The following is a 15,515-nucleotide window of genomic DNA, read 5'->3' as shown; positions in this document are numbered from 1 at the left end:
ACTAATTGTTTTAATTTGATAAGGCAAAGTTCAGGATAGGCTACAGTTTAAAAGTGTTCATTTTGGTGCAATGAGTATCCAAAATGGATAATCGAATTTTTGAGGATCAAATAATCGAATTTTTATCATTTTTATTGGTTTTTAACAGTTTCTAATCATGATCCTGATTAATGCTTTTTGTTTAATTCTTTATTTCCTTAAGCGAAAAAAAAGCGTAAATTTGAACTTCCTCCATATTTTACCTGTCGTTTTTCATCGTCCATATAATCAATGATTTACAAGGGTAATAATTGGAATTTGGAATTTATAAAATTGTCTTTTTACAAAACTTATGTATTTAATATTCGATACCGAAACCACCGGATTACCCAAACGCTGGGATGCCCCGATAACCGATTCTGACAACTGGCCCCGCTGTATACAGATCGCATGGCAGCTGCATGACGAAATGGGACAATTGATCGAACATCAGGATTACTTGGTTAAACCAGACGGATTTAATATTCCGTATGATGCAGAACGTATTCACGGAATCTCCACAGAGTTGGCTGAAGCAGATGGAATCACCCTGGCCGAAGTTTTAGAGAAATTCAACATCGCTTTAAGCAAAACCAAATTTATCGTCGGTCAGAATTTAGGTTTTGACGTTAACATCATGGGGGCCGAATTTCATAGAATGGGAGTGGATTCTCCGATGAGTGCTATGCCGGTTTTAGATACCTGTACGGAAGTAACCGCGTCTTTATTACAGCTTCCGGGAGGTCGTGGAGGTAAATTTAAATTACCGACCTTAACAGAATTACACAGTTATCTTTTTAATAAACCGTTTGCAGAAGCCCACAACGCAACTGCCGACGTTGAGGCCACTACGCGTTGTTTTCTGGAACTAATCAGAAGAGAGGTTTTTACCAAAGAAGAATTAGATGTCCCGCAGGATTATTTCAGGGAATTTCAAAATAGAAATCCGCAGGAATTTCCGCTCATTGGTCTGAAACATATCAACTTAAAAGCAGCCTCTGATAAAATCAGGGAGCAATTAAGAGCTTTAGAAGGAAATGCAAGACAGACAACGGTTTCAGATTCTGACAGAGAAGATTTTAAAGCGGCAAAATACGCGCACTTACACAATCATACCCAGTTTTCGGTTTTACAATCCACCATAGGAATTGGCAATATCGTTGCGGCTACAGCCAAAAACGGAATGCCGGCCGTTGCCATGACCGATACCGGAAACATGATGGGGGCTTTCCACTTTGTGAGCGCCGTTATGAATCACAACAAAGCAGCATCAGCTAAAAACAAAGCTTTGGCTGAGGCTGGTGAAGAGCCAACAGAAACCGAAATCAAACCAATCGTGGGCTGTGAATTTAATGTTTGCGACAACCACCTGGATAAAAGCAAAAAAGACAACGGTAATCAGGTTGTATTGCTGGCCAAAAATAAAAAAGGCTATCACAATCTGGCCAAAATGTCGTCGATTGCCTTTACCGACGGGTTTTATTATGTTCCCAGGGTCGATCGAAAAATTATCGAACAATACAAGGAAGATATCATGGTATTGTCCGGAAATTTATACGGAGAAATCCAGAGTAAAATTCTGAACATAGGTGAAAACCAGGCCGAAGAAGCCCTGATTTGGTGGAAAGAACAATTTGGGGATGACTTTTATCTGGAAGTCATGCGCCACAACCAGGAAGATGAGAATCGTGTCAACAAAACCCTGATTGAGTTTTCCCAAAAGCACAATGTCAAATTAATTGCCACCAACAATACCTATTATTTAAATAAAGAAGATGCCAATGCACACGATATTTTATTGTGTGTAAAAGACGGAGAAAAACAAGCGACACCAATTGGCCGTGGCCGCGGGTATCGCTACGGATTACCCAATCAGGAATACTATTACAAGTCGCAGGAAGAGATGAAAAAACTCTTTGCCGATTTGCCGGATGCCATTATCAATATTCAGGAAATTGTAGACAAGGTCGAGATTTACTCGCTTTACAGGGACGTATTGCTTCCGAAATTTGATATTCCCGAAGAATTTATAGTGGCTGAGGATGAAGCCGATGGCGGAGTAAGAGGAGAAAATAAATATTTGCGACACCTGACGATGGTGGGTGCCAAAAAGAGATATGGAGAAATTACGGAATCAATTCAGGAACGTCTGGATTTCGAATTATTAACGATTTCGAATTCCGGATATCCGGGGTACTTTCTGATTGTTCAGGATTTTATCGCCGAAGCCCGGAACATGGACGTTTCGGTAGGTCCGGGCCGTGGATCTGCGGCGGGTTCTGCCGTTGCTTATTGCCTGGGAATTACGAATATTGACCCGATTAAGTACGACTTGCTTTTTGAGCGTTTCCTGAATCCGGATCGTGTATCCATGCCCGATATTGATATCGATTTTGATGACGAGGGCCGTGGACGTGTTATGGATTATGTAATCAATAAGTACGGTAAAAATCAGGTAGCGCAAATTATTACCTATGGTAAAATGGCCACCAAGTCGGCGATTCGTGATACGGCCCGTGTATTGGATTTGCCGTTGTTTGAAGCTGACAGAATTGCAAAACTGATTCCGGCCATGATGCCGTCGAAATGGAATTTAGCGCGTTTTATTTCTGAAAACGAAGACGAGGTTAAAAAAGCACTTCGTTCGGATGAATTTGACAATGTAAAAGAACTGATCGCGATTGCCAATGAAGACGATTTGGCAGGAGAAACCATCCAGCAGGCCAAAATCCTGGAGGGATCAATGCGAAATACCGGTATTCACGCCTGTGGGGTAATTATTACGCCATCGGATATTACGAATTTCGTTCCGGTTACCACTGCTAAAGATTCTGATTTATATGTAACCCAGTTTGATAACTCGGTGGCCGAAAGTGCAGGATTGCTAAAAATGGACTTCCTGGGTCTGAAGACCCTTACCCTGATAAAAGATACCGTTAAACTGGTAAAATACAGAACCGGAATTGATTTGGATCCGGATGTTTTCCCAATAGATGATCAGGAAACGTACGCACTTTTCCAAAGAGGAGAAACGGTTGGAATCTTCCAGTACGAGTCACCCGGAATGCAGAAATACATGAAGGATCTGAAACCAACGGTCTTCGGGGATTTAATTGCCATGAACGCCTTGTATCGACCTGGACCTTTGGAATATATCCCTTCTTTCGTTCGAAGAAAAAATGGCGAAGAAGAAATCAAATACGATTTAGATGCCTGTGAGGAATATTTAGGAGAGACCTACGGAATTACGGTTTACCAGGAGCAGGTAATGCTTTTGTCGCAATCGCTGGCTGATTTTACCAAAGGTGAAGCCGACGTTTTGCGTAAGGCGATGGGTAAGAAACAAAAAGACGTTCTGGATAAAATGAAGCCTAAATTTGTAGAGCAGGCGGCAAAAAAAGGGCATGATGCCAAAATTCTCGAGAAGATCTGGAAAGACTGGGAAGCTTTTGCGAGTTATGCCTTCAACAAATCCCACTCCACTTGTTATGCCTGGATCGCTTATCAGACCGCTTATTTAAAAGCACACTACCCTGCGGAATATATGGCGGCGGTGCTTTCGAATAATATGAATGATATCAAGCAGGTATCCTTTTTTATGGAAGAATGCAAACGTATGGGATTAGAGGTGTTAGGCCCTGATGTGAATGAGTCGTACTATAAATTTACGGTAAATGATAATTATGCTGTCCGTTTCGGGATGGGAGCCATCAAAGGAGTAGGTTCAGGAGCCGTTGCAACAATTGTCGAGAACAGAAAAGACGGAAGATATAAATCTATTTTTGACTTGGCGAAGCGTATTGATTTACGTGCGGCCAATAAAAAAGCAATCGAGAACCTGGCTTTGGCCGGAGGATTTGATTCGTTTGAAGGAACAACAAGAGCCCAGTATTTTCATGACGATGGTGACGGAATAACTTTTTATGAAAAAGCGATGCGTTATGGGGCAAAGTTTCAGGAAAATGAAAACTCATCTCAGGTAAGTTTGTTCGGAGAAGCAAGTGAAGTCCAGATTGCCGAACCTGTTGTGCCTCCTTGTGAAGACTGGAGTACCATGGAAAAACTGGCCAAAGAAAAAGAAGTGGTGGGAATTTATATCTCCGGACATCCGCTGGATGATTTTAGGTTTGAAATGAAATACTTTTGTAATGCCCGACTCGAAGCCCTGAAAAGCATGGAGTTATATGTGGGTAAAAACCTGAATTTTGCCGGAATCATAAATAATGTACAGCACCGTGTCGCTAAAAACGGAAAAGGCTGGGCAGTATTCAATTTAGAAGGCTATGATGAAAGTTACGAGTTTAAGATTTTTGGTGAAGAATACTTAAAGTTTCGCCATTTCCTCATTCAGAATAATTTTGCTTTCCTGAAAATATTAATAAAAGACGGCTGGGTCAATCACGATACCGGTAAAAAATCAGAACCGAGAATGCAGTTTGTTGAGATCAGGCAATTGCAGGATATTCTGGAAGCTTTTGCCAAAAAATTGGTTTTATTGCTAAATATAAAAGACCTGCAAACCGAATTTATTCATAAACTGAGTCATTTATTTAATGAAAACAAAGGGGACAATACGGTTACTTTTGAAATCATGGAATTAGAAAAGATAAAACGACTGGTAGCAGTAGAAACACCAACTGATTTCGAAGAAACAGAGGATGCTGTTTTTGCAGAGGAAAATGAAAATGAAGATGCACCGCTCGAAGAAACTAAAATTCAGGAAGTAAATGAGGTTGAGGAAATTAAGGTAGTAACTAAATTAACGATGCCAAGCAGAAGATTAAAGATTAAAATTTCGACCGAATTACTGCAGGAATTAGAAAAAATGCAGGTTAATTTTAAGCTGAACTAAATTTTAACAGTTAAAATTTGAAAGGATGCATTTTTTTTTAGTTAAAAATATGCATGCATAATAGTTTTTTAGTAATATTGCTCAAAATTACAACGATTTCGCTATAAGTCTAACGAAGCAAACTGTAAGATTGTGTTAAAATAATCTAAGTTTGTATAAATTAATTAAATCAGAATTATGAAAAAGAACCTATTTTTATTAGGATTATTAGTTTGCTCTATGGCCACAATGGCGCAAACAGAAAAAGCAGACAAACCAGAAAGCTGGTATTTTAAATTGGGAGGGTCATACTTTAATCAAACAGCTTCAACTGAGTTTCCGGTTGTTGGAGGTCAATTGCCAAACAGAGATGTTTATGTAGGTACTTTAGCAAATAATAAATTAGCTTCAAGAGAAAGTGTTACAGGATCTTTCGGACAGGGTTTCAGAAGTGGGATTACTGCAGGTTATAGATTTTCTGCACGTTTAGGGGTTGAGATGGCTGCAAACTATTACGTTAGTAACGAAAAAACGATGTCTCAAACAACGAATAGACTTATTTCATATAATCCAGCTAACAGTCCGGCAGCTACATACGTAAGCTTTACTGCGGAAGGAGAAATTAAAGCTTTTGATTTAGCTCCTGCAATTGTAATGTTTTTAGGTGAATCTCATGGTTTTGAGCCATATACTAAAGTTGGAATCATTGTTCCTATCCATGGTACATTAGATATTAAAACGGATAGACAATATACAACGTTCGTAGGTGCTAATCAGGTTGCTTTAACAGATGCATATTCAAAAGATGTAGTGAAACCAAATCCAACTCTTGGATTCATGGCATCTTTAGGTACTTCTTATAAATTAGGAAAACATATTTCTGCTTTCGCAGAATTAGAATACCGTAACTTTACTGTACACGGAAAAACGAAAGAAACAGAAGTATACACTGAAAACGGAGTAGATAAATTAAATACTACAACTTCATTTAGAGCAGCATCATATTCTGCTAATCATACTAAATATGTAGATCATTTAGATGGAAGCTCTAACAATAAAGATTATAATCCAGCTGGATATGATTCTACTAAACCAATGAACGAATTAAGTTCTTATGTTGGAATTTCAGGTTTAGGTTTGACTTTAGGTCTTAAATACAGCCTTTAATTTTATAAAGTTTTATAGTTTTTAGAAAAGAGGATATTCGAAATGGATATCCTCTTTTTTTGGTTTTGTGTCATTTCATTTCTCTACTAAAATTAAATCTTTTTAGGAGCTAATCCCGCTATTCGTTTCAATCTTTTGTGGCGAACCCCCACAAAAGGATTTGCACTGCTATCGGGGCTATGGCAATCATTTTCATAAAAGCTTTTAGTTTACACCAAATCCGACACGTTTTTAAAACCTGTCGGGTTTCCGGGATTGTGTGATCTAAATTTTGAAGGATAAAAAGGCTTTAGCCAAAAGCTCAGGTCTTTTGGCTAAAGCCTTTTCATATTTGATTCTTCAACCTCCGGCTAAAGCTGGAGGCAATTCAAAATTGTAATGATTATTTCGAATTTCTAAATTCTTTCAATACTTCATCGATAACCCAGGTTGTTCTCGCTGCTGAGGTTCCTTTTGACGGAGAAATTCCTTCATTGCCCAAAAGTTCGGCAACAACGGTTTCGATAAAAGGCTGCTGAATATGAAGCGGGTTTTCGATTGTAATAGTTTCTTTTTCCCCGTTTGCATATTGAATATGAATCGGGTCATTTCCGAAAGTAGAGAAAGATATTTTTCCTTTATCACCTACAATTTCAGTATTGTCATAACGCTCAAAACTGGCAAAATTCCATAAACCGGTTCCATGTATTCCGTTTTCGAATAAAAAGGACATCGAAACCGAATCTTCGGCAGGATAAGCGAGAAGTTGCGAAGTCGCATGTCCGCGAACCGATTTGATCGGACCAAAGACAAAGTCCAGAAAATCTAACGTGTGGCAAGCCAAATCAACAAAAATACCACCTCCGGAAATATGGGGTAAAACCGTCCAGGGTAAATTAATATCATCGTCGTATCTTTTTTCAAACGGATGATATAAAACACAATTTACGTGTCTGATCTTGCCTAATTTATTTTGATCTATGAGTTCTTTTATTTTTAAAAATCTTGGCAGACTTCTTCTGTAATAGGCAACAAATAAAGGTACATTATGTTCTTTGCACGCACTTATCATTTCGTTGCATTCTTCAAATGTGAGTGCCATCGGTTTTTCTACATACACCGGCTTTCCGGCTTTGGCACACAAAATAGTATATTCTTTATGGGAAGAAGGCGGTGTTGCAATATATACGGCGTCGACTTCCGTATCGTTAATTAAATCAATTGCATTCGAATACCATTTCGGAACATTATGGCGTTTGGCGTAATCTTCGGCAAGGGCAGCATCCCGACGCATTACAGCTACTAAAGCTGAATTTGGAGCCTTTTGGAAAGCAGGTCCGCTTTTAACTTCGGTTACATTCCCACAACCTATTATTCCCCATTTTACAATTTTCATTTTTCTGGTTTTTTAGTTATTTCAAATTTAAAAAAGGTTTGCCACTAATGGCACGAATTTTCGCGAATTATTTATTTTGTAGCGGAGTAAAAAGAATCTGTTGCTAATTCATGAATTATTTTTTCTCGCAGATCTTGCAGATTTAGCGGATTTTTTTCTAACAGAATCTGCTAAATCTGCAAGATCTGCAGGAGTAAATTATAATAAAAATTCAAAAAGAATAGCCAGGATTTACACATTCCCATGGAATTTAAATTCGTGAAAATTGGTGTAATTCGTGGCTAAAAACAACTTAAGCTTTATTTACTTTTCGGCAAAGCCTTAAACCCCATATTGTAAAGTGTGAACGCCTGATTGTCTACATTTTCCTGAATCATGGCAGCAACAGATTTCAAATTTAAGTATTGTCTGAAAAAGTTTTGCCACGAATTGCACGAATTTGCACGAATTATTTTCACGCAGATTTAAGCAGATGTATACAGATTTTATTTTACCGCAAAGCACGCAAAGTTTTTGCATCAGCTTGGTTTGGTAAAAACACAAAGTTCGCAAAGCTGGTTCAATACAAAGCTTTGCGAACTTTGCATTTTCTGAAGATACTTTTGTAGGTAAAACTTTGCGTGCTTTGCGGTAAAATCAAAGTAGTCCATCGCAAAAAAATAATGCAAAAAATAACCACGAACTCACAAAAATAATTCGTGGCTAATAACATTAAAAGAATAAAGTTTTACTTTTCGGCAAAGTCTTAAACCCAATATTGTAAGTGTGAACGCCTGATTGTCTACATTTTCCTGAATCTTGGCAGCAACAGATTTCAAATTTAAGTATTGTTTGAAAAGGTTTGCCACGAATTACACTAATATCCACGAATTATTTATTTTGTAGCTGAATAAAAAAATTCAATTGCTAATGCATGTATTGTTTTGTCTCGCAGATCTTGCAGATTTAGCAGATTCTGGTGGAAAAAAAATCCGCTAAATCTGCAAAATCAGCGGGAGTAAATTATAATAAAAATTCAAAAAGAATAGCCACGAATTACACTAATATCCACGAATTAGATTCGCGATAATTCGTGCAATTCGTGGCAAAAAAAATCATTTTAATCCTTAAATCTGTGGCAAAAAAAAACAGACTTAGTTTTACTTTTTAGGTAAAGCCGTAAATCCCATATTGTAAAGTGAACGCCTGAATGTCTACATTTTCCTGAATAGTGGCAGCAACAGATTTCAAATTTAAGTATTGTTTGAAAAAGGTTTGTCACGAATTACACTAATATCCACGAATTATTTATTTTGTAGCTGAATAAAAAAATTCAATTGCTAATGCATGTATTGTTTTGTCTCGCAGATCTTGCAGATTTAGCAGATTCTGGTGGAAAAAAAATCCGCTAAATCTGCAAAATCAGCGGGAGTAAATTATAATAAAAATTCAAAAAGAATAGCCACGAATTACACTAATATCCACGAATTAGATTCGCGATAATTCGTGCAATTCGTGGCAAAAAAATCATTTTAATCCTTAAATCTGTGGCTAAAAAAAACAGACTTAGTTTTATTTTTTCGGTAAAGCCGTAAATCCCATATTGTAAAGCGTGAACGCCTGAATATCAACATTTTCCTGAATGGTAGCAGCAACAGATTTTCCTGCACCGTGTCCGGCTTTTACATCAATGCGGATTAAAACAGGATTGTCTCCGGTTTGTTTTTCCTGTAATTCGGCAGCAAATTTAAAACTGTGCGCAGGAACAACACGATCATCATGATCTCCTGTCGTCACCATAGTTGCCGGATAATGTACGCCTTTTTTAACGTTCTGAACCGGTGAATATCCTTTTAGGTATTCGAACATTTCTTTGCTGTCCTGTGCAGTTCCGTAATCAAAAGCCCAACCCGCTCCGGCAGTAAAAGCATTGTAACGCAACATGTCCATAACTCCAACAGCCGGTAAAGCTACTTTCATCAAATCAGGACGCTGCGTCATCGTGGCACCTACTAATAAACCTCCGTTTGAGCCTCCGCGAATGGCTAAGAAATCAGATGAAGTATATTTTTGGGCAATCAGATATTCGGCAGCAGCAATGAAATCATCAAATACATTTTGCTTTTTCAGTTTGGTTCCTGCATCATGCCATTTTTTTCCGTATTCGCCTCCGCCTCTTAAATTGGCAACAGCGTATACACCGTCGTTTTCCATCCAGACTGCATTGGCAATACTGAAGCCCGGCGTCAGGCTAATATTGAATCCGCCATATCCATAAAGGATGGTCGGGTTTTTACCGTTTAATTTCAATCCTTTTTTATACGTGATGATCATTGGGATTTTTGTTCCGTCTTTTGAAGTATAGAAAACCTGTTTTGATTCGTAATCCTCACTTTTGAAATCCACCACTGGCTTTTGATAAATTTCTGATTTCCCTGATTTAGGATCGAAAGAAAAGACAGTTCCTGGAGTCGTATAGTTTGTAAAGCTGTAATACAGAATTTTTTCTTCCTTTTTTCCGCCAAATCCTCCTGCAGTTCCAACGGCCGGAAGTTTAATTTCACGAACTAATTTTCCATTGTAATCGTACTGCAATACTAATGAAACCGCATCTTTGGTATAATTCGCAAAGAAATATCCTGAACCCGTTGAAGGGGCTAAAACATTCTCGGTTTCTTTGATGAAATCTTTCCAGTTTTCCGGTTTTGGATTGCTGACATCTACAGTTACAATACGCTTGTTCGGTGCACCTAAATCAGTATCTATAAACAGTTTACTTCCTTCATTTTCGATAATCTGGTTGTCGCTGTTAAAATTGTCCACAATGGTAATAATCGGGCTGTCCGGTTTGGATAAATCCTTAATGTATAATTCATTTCCGTATGTAGAATTGGCTGCGGAGATTACCAGATAGCGATCATCTTCTGTAACATAACCACCCACATATCTTCTTTTCTGATCGGCTCCAAAAATTATTTTATCGTCTTTTTGAGAAGTGCCTAATTTGTGGAAATACAATTTATGCTGATCTGTTTTGGCAGATAATTCGCTTCCTTTTGGTTTATCATAACTGGAGTAATAAAAACCTTTATTTCCCAACCAGGAAACACCGCTAAATTTGACATCCACTATAGTATCTTCTAAAACTTTTTTAGAAACAGCATCAATGATAATCACTTTTCTCCAGTCGCTTCCACCTTCAGAAATGGAATAAGCTGCTTTTGATCCGTCTTTAGAGAAATTTAAACCACCCAGTGAAGTCGTTCCGTCTTTCGAAAAAGTATTGGGATCGAGAAAGATTTCATCTTTACCTTTTTCTCCTTTTCTATAAATTACGGATTGGTTCTGAAGTCCGTTGTTTTTCGAATAATACGTGAATTTTCCTTCTGTAAAAGGGGCGCCTATTTTTTCGAAATTCCAAAGCTTTTCCATCCGTTTTTTAAGTTCTTCGCGAAATGGAATTTTGTCTAAATAACCGTACGTTACTTCATTTTCAGCCTTTACCCAGGCGCCGGTTTCTGATGATTTGTCATCTTCAAGCCAACGGTACGGATCATTTACTTTCGTATCAAAGTAAGTATCAATTGTTTCTCCTTTTTTGGTTTCGGGGTACTGAATTTTATTTTGTCCAAATGAAATTCCTGCGGTTGTAATAGCCATTATAAGAATTGTTTTTTTCATAGTTAAAGTTTATGGTTGTAACAAAAATAGCACTTTTTGTGGGATGATTAAAAAATTAACCGCAAAGTGCGCCAGGGAATATTGCAAGGTTCGCAAAGCTTTATTTTAAACTTTGCGAACCTTGCGGAAGACACCTTGCGTACTTTGCGGTTAAGACAAAAATTACAAATTGAAATTCACTCCCAGAACAATGTTTCTTCCAATATTCGGAATCCCGTCTGTTTTTAATCTGGAGAGATGTGCAATGTATTTTTTATCGAATAAATTATTTCCATTCAGGTTAATATCGAAGGCCGTTTTACCAAGTTTAACCGTTCCTCCAAAGCCTAAATTTACCAGCGTATACCCTTTTGAAGCGGTTTCGAAACCACTCACATTATCCTGATCAAAAGTAGACGAAACGTTTAGGGATGCAAATCCTTCCTCTAACCAATTTTTGATTTTGAATTCCGTTCTAAGCGTGTTATTCCAGTTATTAGCCGGAATTAAAGGTAAATAATCGTTATTGTCTTTTTTACCTGTCACGGTTTCAAAGCTGGTTTCAAAATGCAGCCAGTCCAGCGGGTGCGGGTGAAAGTGAAAACCAACTTCACCACCGTATAGTTTGGCATTATCCTGAACATAAGCAAAAACATCATTGTCCTCTAAGGTTTGTCCCGTTGGGGAAGTGTAGATGTAATTGTTGATGTGATTGTAAAATCCGTTAACAAAAAATTCAAAATGCGAATTTTTGTATTCCAGGTTCAAATCGGTCTGAACGTTTTGCTCGGTTTTTAAGGCAGCGTTTCCAATTTCGTATCTGTTGGTTCCTTCGTGAACACCATTTGACGTTAATTCAGCTAAGTTGGGTGCCCGGAATCCGGTAGCAACATTCAGGCGAAGGGTTAGTGGTTCAGCCAGTTTGGTTTTGTAGCCTAATGAAGCATTAAAACTGTCAAAAGAGCGGTCTAAAGGCTGAAAATAACCTTCTTCGTCTACAATTCCATGCGCCTCAGAGCTCACGTTTCGGTTGTCAAAACGCAGTCCGGCCTGAATAACATTACTGTTCCATTCGTAATTTGCAGTTCCAAAAACCCCAAAATCATTGGTAGTCGCATCCGGAATCAAATATTCTTCTCCCGAATTGGTATTGGTCTGATGCATTCCCTGTACACCAAGAATGGTTTCAATTTTACCAAATTTCGGAAAATGGTATTTTGCATTATAATTCAAAGTGTTCAGCTTCATGTGCAAAGACGCTGTATTGCTGTCTTCAAATTCACTTCGGTCATTAGAAATGTAACCTAAATCAACATCTAATTTCGAATTTTCAAAAAAGATTACGTTGTTTAAACTCAACAAGTGATTAAAAATTCCCTGTCTTGGAAACTGTGTGTCTTTACTTGAAGACTGTTCCGCAATACCGTCTTCGGGAATCCCGATATCCAATTTATTGTAATTGTATCGTAACACACTTGAAAAAGTCGAGTTGCTGTATCCGATTCCGGTTTTAAAATCCGTTTCGTTGTAACGTGAATTGGTTACACGGTCTCCGTCGGCAATTTTGTAATCGGAGTGGGTGTTGAAACTTCCGCGGGCTAAAAATTTCCAGTTGTCCGTAGACGTTTTCAGTCCAATCGAGGAATTGCTTCCTTGCGTATTAGTAAAGTATTTTTGACTGAAATTGGCTTTGAAAGTATTCGCGTCGGCAAATTTTTCAGGATTAAAGTATAAAACCCCACCCAAAGCATCCGATCCGTACAACAAAGAAGCAGGGCCTTTAATGACTTCAACGCTTTCGATTCCGGCATCATTTAATCCTAATCCGTGTTCGTCTCCAAACTGTTGATTTTCGATACGCACACCTTGCGAATACACCAAAACACGATTCCCGCTAAGTCCCCTGATTACGGGCTTCCCGATAGAAGTTCCTGTTGAAATCTGAGAAACCCCCGGAATGGTTGCCAAACCTTCTATTAAAGTTGAGGTTCCTTTTTGCTGTAATGTTTTGATACTTTCATGTTCTACTTTCATCACGTTTTGCGATTGCAGTTTGTTGAAAGGCGTAGAGACAATTACTTCATCCATTTCGAAAATAGATTCAAGCAATGTAATGTCGAGCGTATTCTCTTTTACCGGTTTGGCAATTGTTTTATTTTGCGTGGTGTAACCGACAAAAGTAAAAGAAAGGCGCAAGTTTCCGTTTGGAAGATTGGTGATTTCATATTTTCCGTTGGCATCAGTTGTGGTGCCTTTATGTAATTCCGGAGCATACACAGAAACTCCCGGCATAGGTTGATTTTGAAGATCGGATACGGTTCCGGAAACGGAATTTTGAGCTGAAAGCAGCCCTGAAAACCCTAAAATAAGGGCTAATAGTAATTTTTTCATTTGAAAATGATGCTATAGTTAAATGGATTTTTCTTTTAAAATAAAACACCAAAATAATAGTAAAGTCTGCCGATCCTGAGACTGTCAGGATGGGGAAACCCAATGCTTTTTTGAAATGTAACTTAAAAGATTTTTAATTTTATTTCGATGTTTCGAAATTAAGCAACTATAGCGGCCGGGGGACCACGAAGTAAGTAAGCGCTTTCTGAAAACGGAAATATTTTTTCTGAAAGAGCAAAGAAATAAGGTATTTCTTTATGGGAAGTATGAAAGTCAAATGAAAATTCCTCCGGAACCAAATAGCTTCCAAAAGAAAAATGACATACATAACAAAGATCATAATTATGATGCTGATGTGTGATTTCTCCGCTTGGATCACTATAATCGTGATGGCATTGTTTCTCTGAAAGTTGCTTTACAATATGCTCATAACTGTGTATCGACTGAAACAATATTGAGAACAATACTGTCAGGGCCAGAGAGACACTTAATATGAGCTGTTTTTTCTTCATGCCAGACAAAGGTATAAAAGAGCAGTCGAAAATGGATCGTTTTTTTTAAATTCTGTTGTTGATTTATTAAAATTAATTCGGCAAATCGGTTTATTTTTACAGAAAAAGAGAATAATTGCTTTCTAATCTTCTCCTGAGCCGGCATTATATTATATTTGTAAGTGAAATAAATCATCTCCAAAAAACGTTTACTTGAAAAACTCTTTAAAATCAAAATACGATATGAGATTACTTTTTAGCTGTTTATTTTTAGTCTCGTTTTTTACTGTTTTTTCGCAGGAAGAAACAAAACCTAAAATAGAGCCAATCGTTAAAATCGATTCGTTGTACCGTGAAGATCAGTTTTACTTTTCTGTAACCTATAATCTTTTTGTGAATATTCCTCCGGGACTGAAGCAGGATAAATTTTCTGTGGGACTGTCGGGCGGTTTTTTGCGTGATATGCCCATTAACAAAAAAAGAACCCTTGCCGTTGCTACAGGTCTTGGTTTAAGTTATCAGAATTTCTTTCAGAATTTTACGATTTCCAAAGATGGGCAGGGAAAGCTGGTATATGGTGTAAATGATTATAATGAAATTGTTTCCAATCGATACAGACAATATTTAATAGATCTTCCGATTGAATTCCGCTGGAGAAATTCAACTTATGAAAGTTATAAGTTCTGGAGAGTTTACGGAGGACTTAAAGTCAGTTATGCATTCTCTACCAAATCTGCTGTAGATGATGGGGAGACGACGTATAAGGTCAGCAATAATCCCGATATCAATAAACTGCAATACGGTACTTATCTTGCAGCAGGTTATAATACCTGGAATGTTTATATCTATTACGGATTAAATCCTTTATTTAAATCATCAGTCAAAACGATTTCAGGTCAGAATGTAAACATTCAGACCATCAATGCCGGTTTGATTTTCTACATTCTATAGCCACAAAGACAGGAATAAAATCTGAGGAAGACTTCCGGCTAAAAGACCAATAAGCAATTCTGTATTGGTATGAGCTTCCATTTCCAGACGTGACGATGCTACTATACCTGTTAATACTACTGCCAGAGCCGTCCAATAAGGATTTTGCATTTGCAGGTGAATGTTTAAGCCTATAATAAAAACAGTTAGTCCGCTAATCGCCAGCATATGAAGGCTTGCTTTTATCTTAAACAGGGAAAGCACCAGTGCTAAAATGGTACTGAACAAGGCGCCAAGAAAAAAGAAATGAAGTTCCGGATAACGGGTGATGACAATACTTCTCTTAACCAGTAAAATGTATAAAAAACATTGTAAAATAAGCGGAATTTTGCGCTGTGAAGTGTCAGGCACCATCACGGATTTTACATGTCCGGTGGAGCGAAGTAACAGGAAAAACAATACGGGTACCAAAACGGTTATAATCAGGATTTGAAATAAAACATAATATTTTTCCCTGTTCGTAAAAACATCCTCTTTGCAGTACAGATAAAACAAAGTGGCATAGACCGATATAAAAACCGGATGCAGAATATAAGAGAATAGGGGCAGTATTTTTTTCAAAACCGGGTAATTTGAGGTGTTAAACAAATATAATAAAATAAAGTTTTTTGCT

General features: G+C 37.7%; 8 protein-coding genes. 3 read left to right on the top strand and 5 right to left on the bottom strand.

Translation table 11 applies throughout. The annotated features are described in order from the left end of the window. Window positions 1-331 precede the first annotated feature (331 nt). Entirely contained in the window at window positions 332-4,870 is a 4,539-nt protein-coding gene (gene dnaE, locus LPB89_RS01780) for a DNA polymerase III subunit alpha (protein ID WP_230699999.1), read from the top strand. 177 nt (window positions 4,871-5,047) lie between these two features. Continuing rightward, window positions 5,048-6,016: an outer membrane beta-barrel protein gene (locus tag LPB89_RS01775; RefSeq protein ID WP_154340237.1), complete on the top strand. Its 969-nt coding sequence runs from the start codon at window positions 5,048-5,050 to the stop codon at window positions 6,014-6,016. Between the two features lie 382 nt (window positions 6,017-6,398). Here LPB89_RS01775 and LPB89_RS01770 read toward each other — a convergent pair whose 3' ends face one another. From LPB89_RS01770 to LPB89_RS01755, 4 genes are all read right to left on the bottom strand, one after another. Next, window positions 6,399-7,391, bottom strand: coding sequence for a Gfo/Idh/MocA family protein (locus tag LPB89_RS01770; RefSeq protein ID WP_230699998.1), 993 nt, complete (start codon window positions 7,389-7,391; stop codon window positions 6,399-6,401). A 1,551-nt stretch (window positions 7,392-8,942) separates the two neighbouring features. Beyond that, window positions 8,943-11,051 (bottom strand): prolyl oligopeptidase family protein, encoded by a 2,109-nt coding sequence (locus LPB89_RS01765; protein WP_230699997.1) that lies wholly within the window; start codon window positions 11,049-11,051, stop codon window positions 8,943-8,945. 162 nt (window positions 11,052-11,213) lie between these two features. Continuing rightward, complete coding sequence (locus LPB89_RS01760; RefSeq protein WP_230699996.1) at window positions 11,214-13,421, bottom strand: TonB-dependent receptor; 2,208 nt, start codon at window positions 13,419-13,421, stop codon at window positions 11,214-11,216. Window positions 13,422-13,579: 158 nt separating this feature from the next. Then, entirely contained in the window at window positions 13,580-13,933 is a 354-nt protein-coding gene (locus LPB89_RS01755; RefSeq protein WP_230699995.1) for a hypothetical protein, read from the bottom strand. A gap of 222 nt (window positions 13,934-14,155) precedes the next feature. On the opposite strand from LPB89_RS01755, the gene LPB89_RS01750 reads away from it, so the two are divergent. Continuing rightward, window positions 14,156-14,863, top strand: a complete 708-nt coding sequence (locus LPB89_RS01750) for a porin family protein (protein ID WP_230699994.1) — start codon at window positions 14,156-14,158, stop codon at window positions 14,861-14,863. Here the strand turns inward: LPB89_RS01750 and LPB89_RS01745 are convergent. Then, window positions 14,858-15,463, bottom strand: coding sequence for a hypothetical protein (locus LPB89_RS01745; protein WP_230699993.1), 606 nt, complete (start codon window positions 15,461-15,463; stop codon window positions 14,858-14,860). The two genes, LPB89_RS01750 and LPB89_RS01745, sit on opposite strands and share 6 nt — an antisense overlap. Window positions 15,464-15,515 lie beyond the last annotated feature (52 nt).

This window comes from Flavobacterium sp. ENC, assembly GCF_020991415.1.
Taxonomy (GTDB): Bacteria; Bacteroidota; Bacteroidia; order Flavobacteriales; family Flavobacteriaceae; genus Flavobacterium.
Note: the sequence above shows the minus strand (reverse complement) of the source record. Positions and strands in the feature narration are given on the sequence as shown.

Bases quoted from the DNA above. Each gene is read 5' to 3' on its own strand.
- LPB89_RS01770 (WP_230699998.1), bottom strand. From the start codon at position 7,391: ATGAAAATTGTAAAATGGGGAATAATAGGTTGTGGGAATGTAACCGAA.
- LPB89_RS01750 (WP_230699994.1), top strand. From the start codon at position 14,156: ATGAGATTACTTTTTAGCTGTTTATTTTTAGTCTCGTTTTTTACTGTT.
- LPB89_RS01755 (WP_230699995.1), bottom strand. From the start codon at position 13,933: ATGAAGAAAAAACAGCTCATATTAAGTGTCTCTCTGGCCCTGACAGTA.
- LPB89_RS01765 (WP_230699997.1), bottom strand. From the start codon at position 11,051: ATGAAAAAAACAATTCTTATAATGGCTATTACAACCGCAGGAATTTCA.
- LPB89_RS01775 (WP_154340237.1), top strand. From the start codon at position 5,048: ATGAAAAAGAACCTATTTTTATTAGGATTATTAGTTTGCTCTATGGCC.
- LPB89_RS01760 (WP_230699996.1), bottom strand. From the start codon at position 13,421: ATGAAAAAATTACTATTAGCCCTTATTTTAGGGTTTTCAGGGCTGCTT.
- dnaE (WP_230699999.1), top strand. From the start codon at position 332: ATGTATTTAATATTCGATACCGAAACCACCGGATTACCCAAACGCTGG.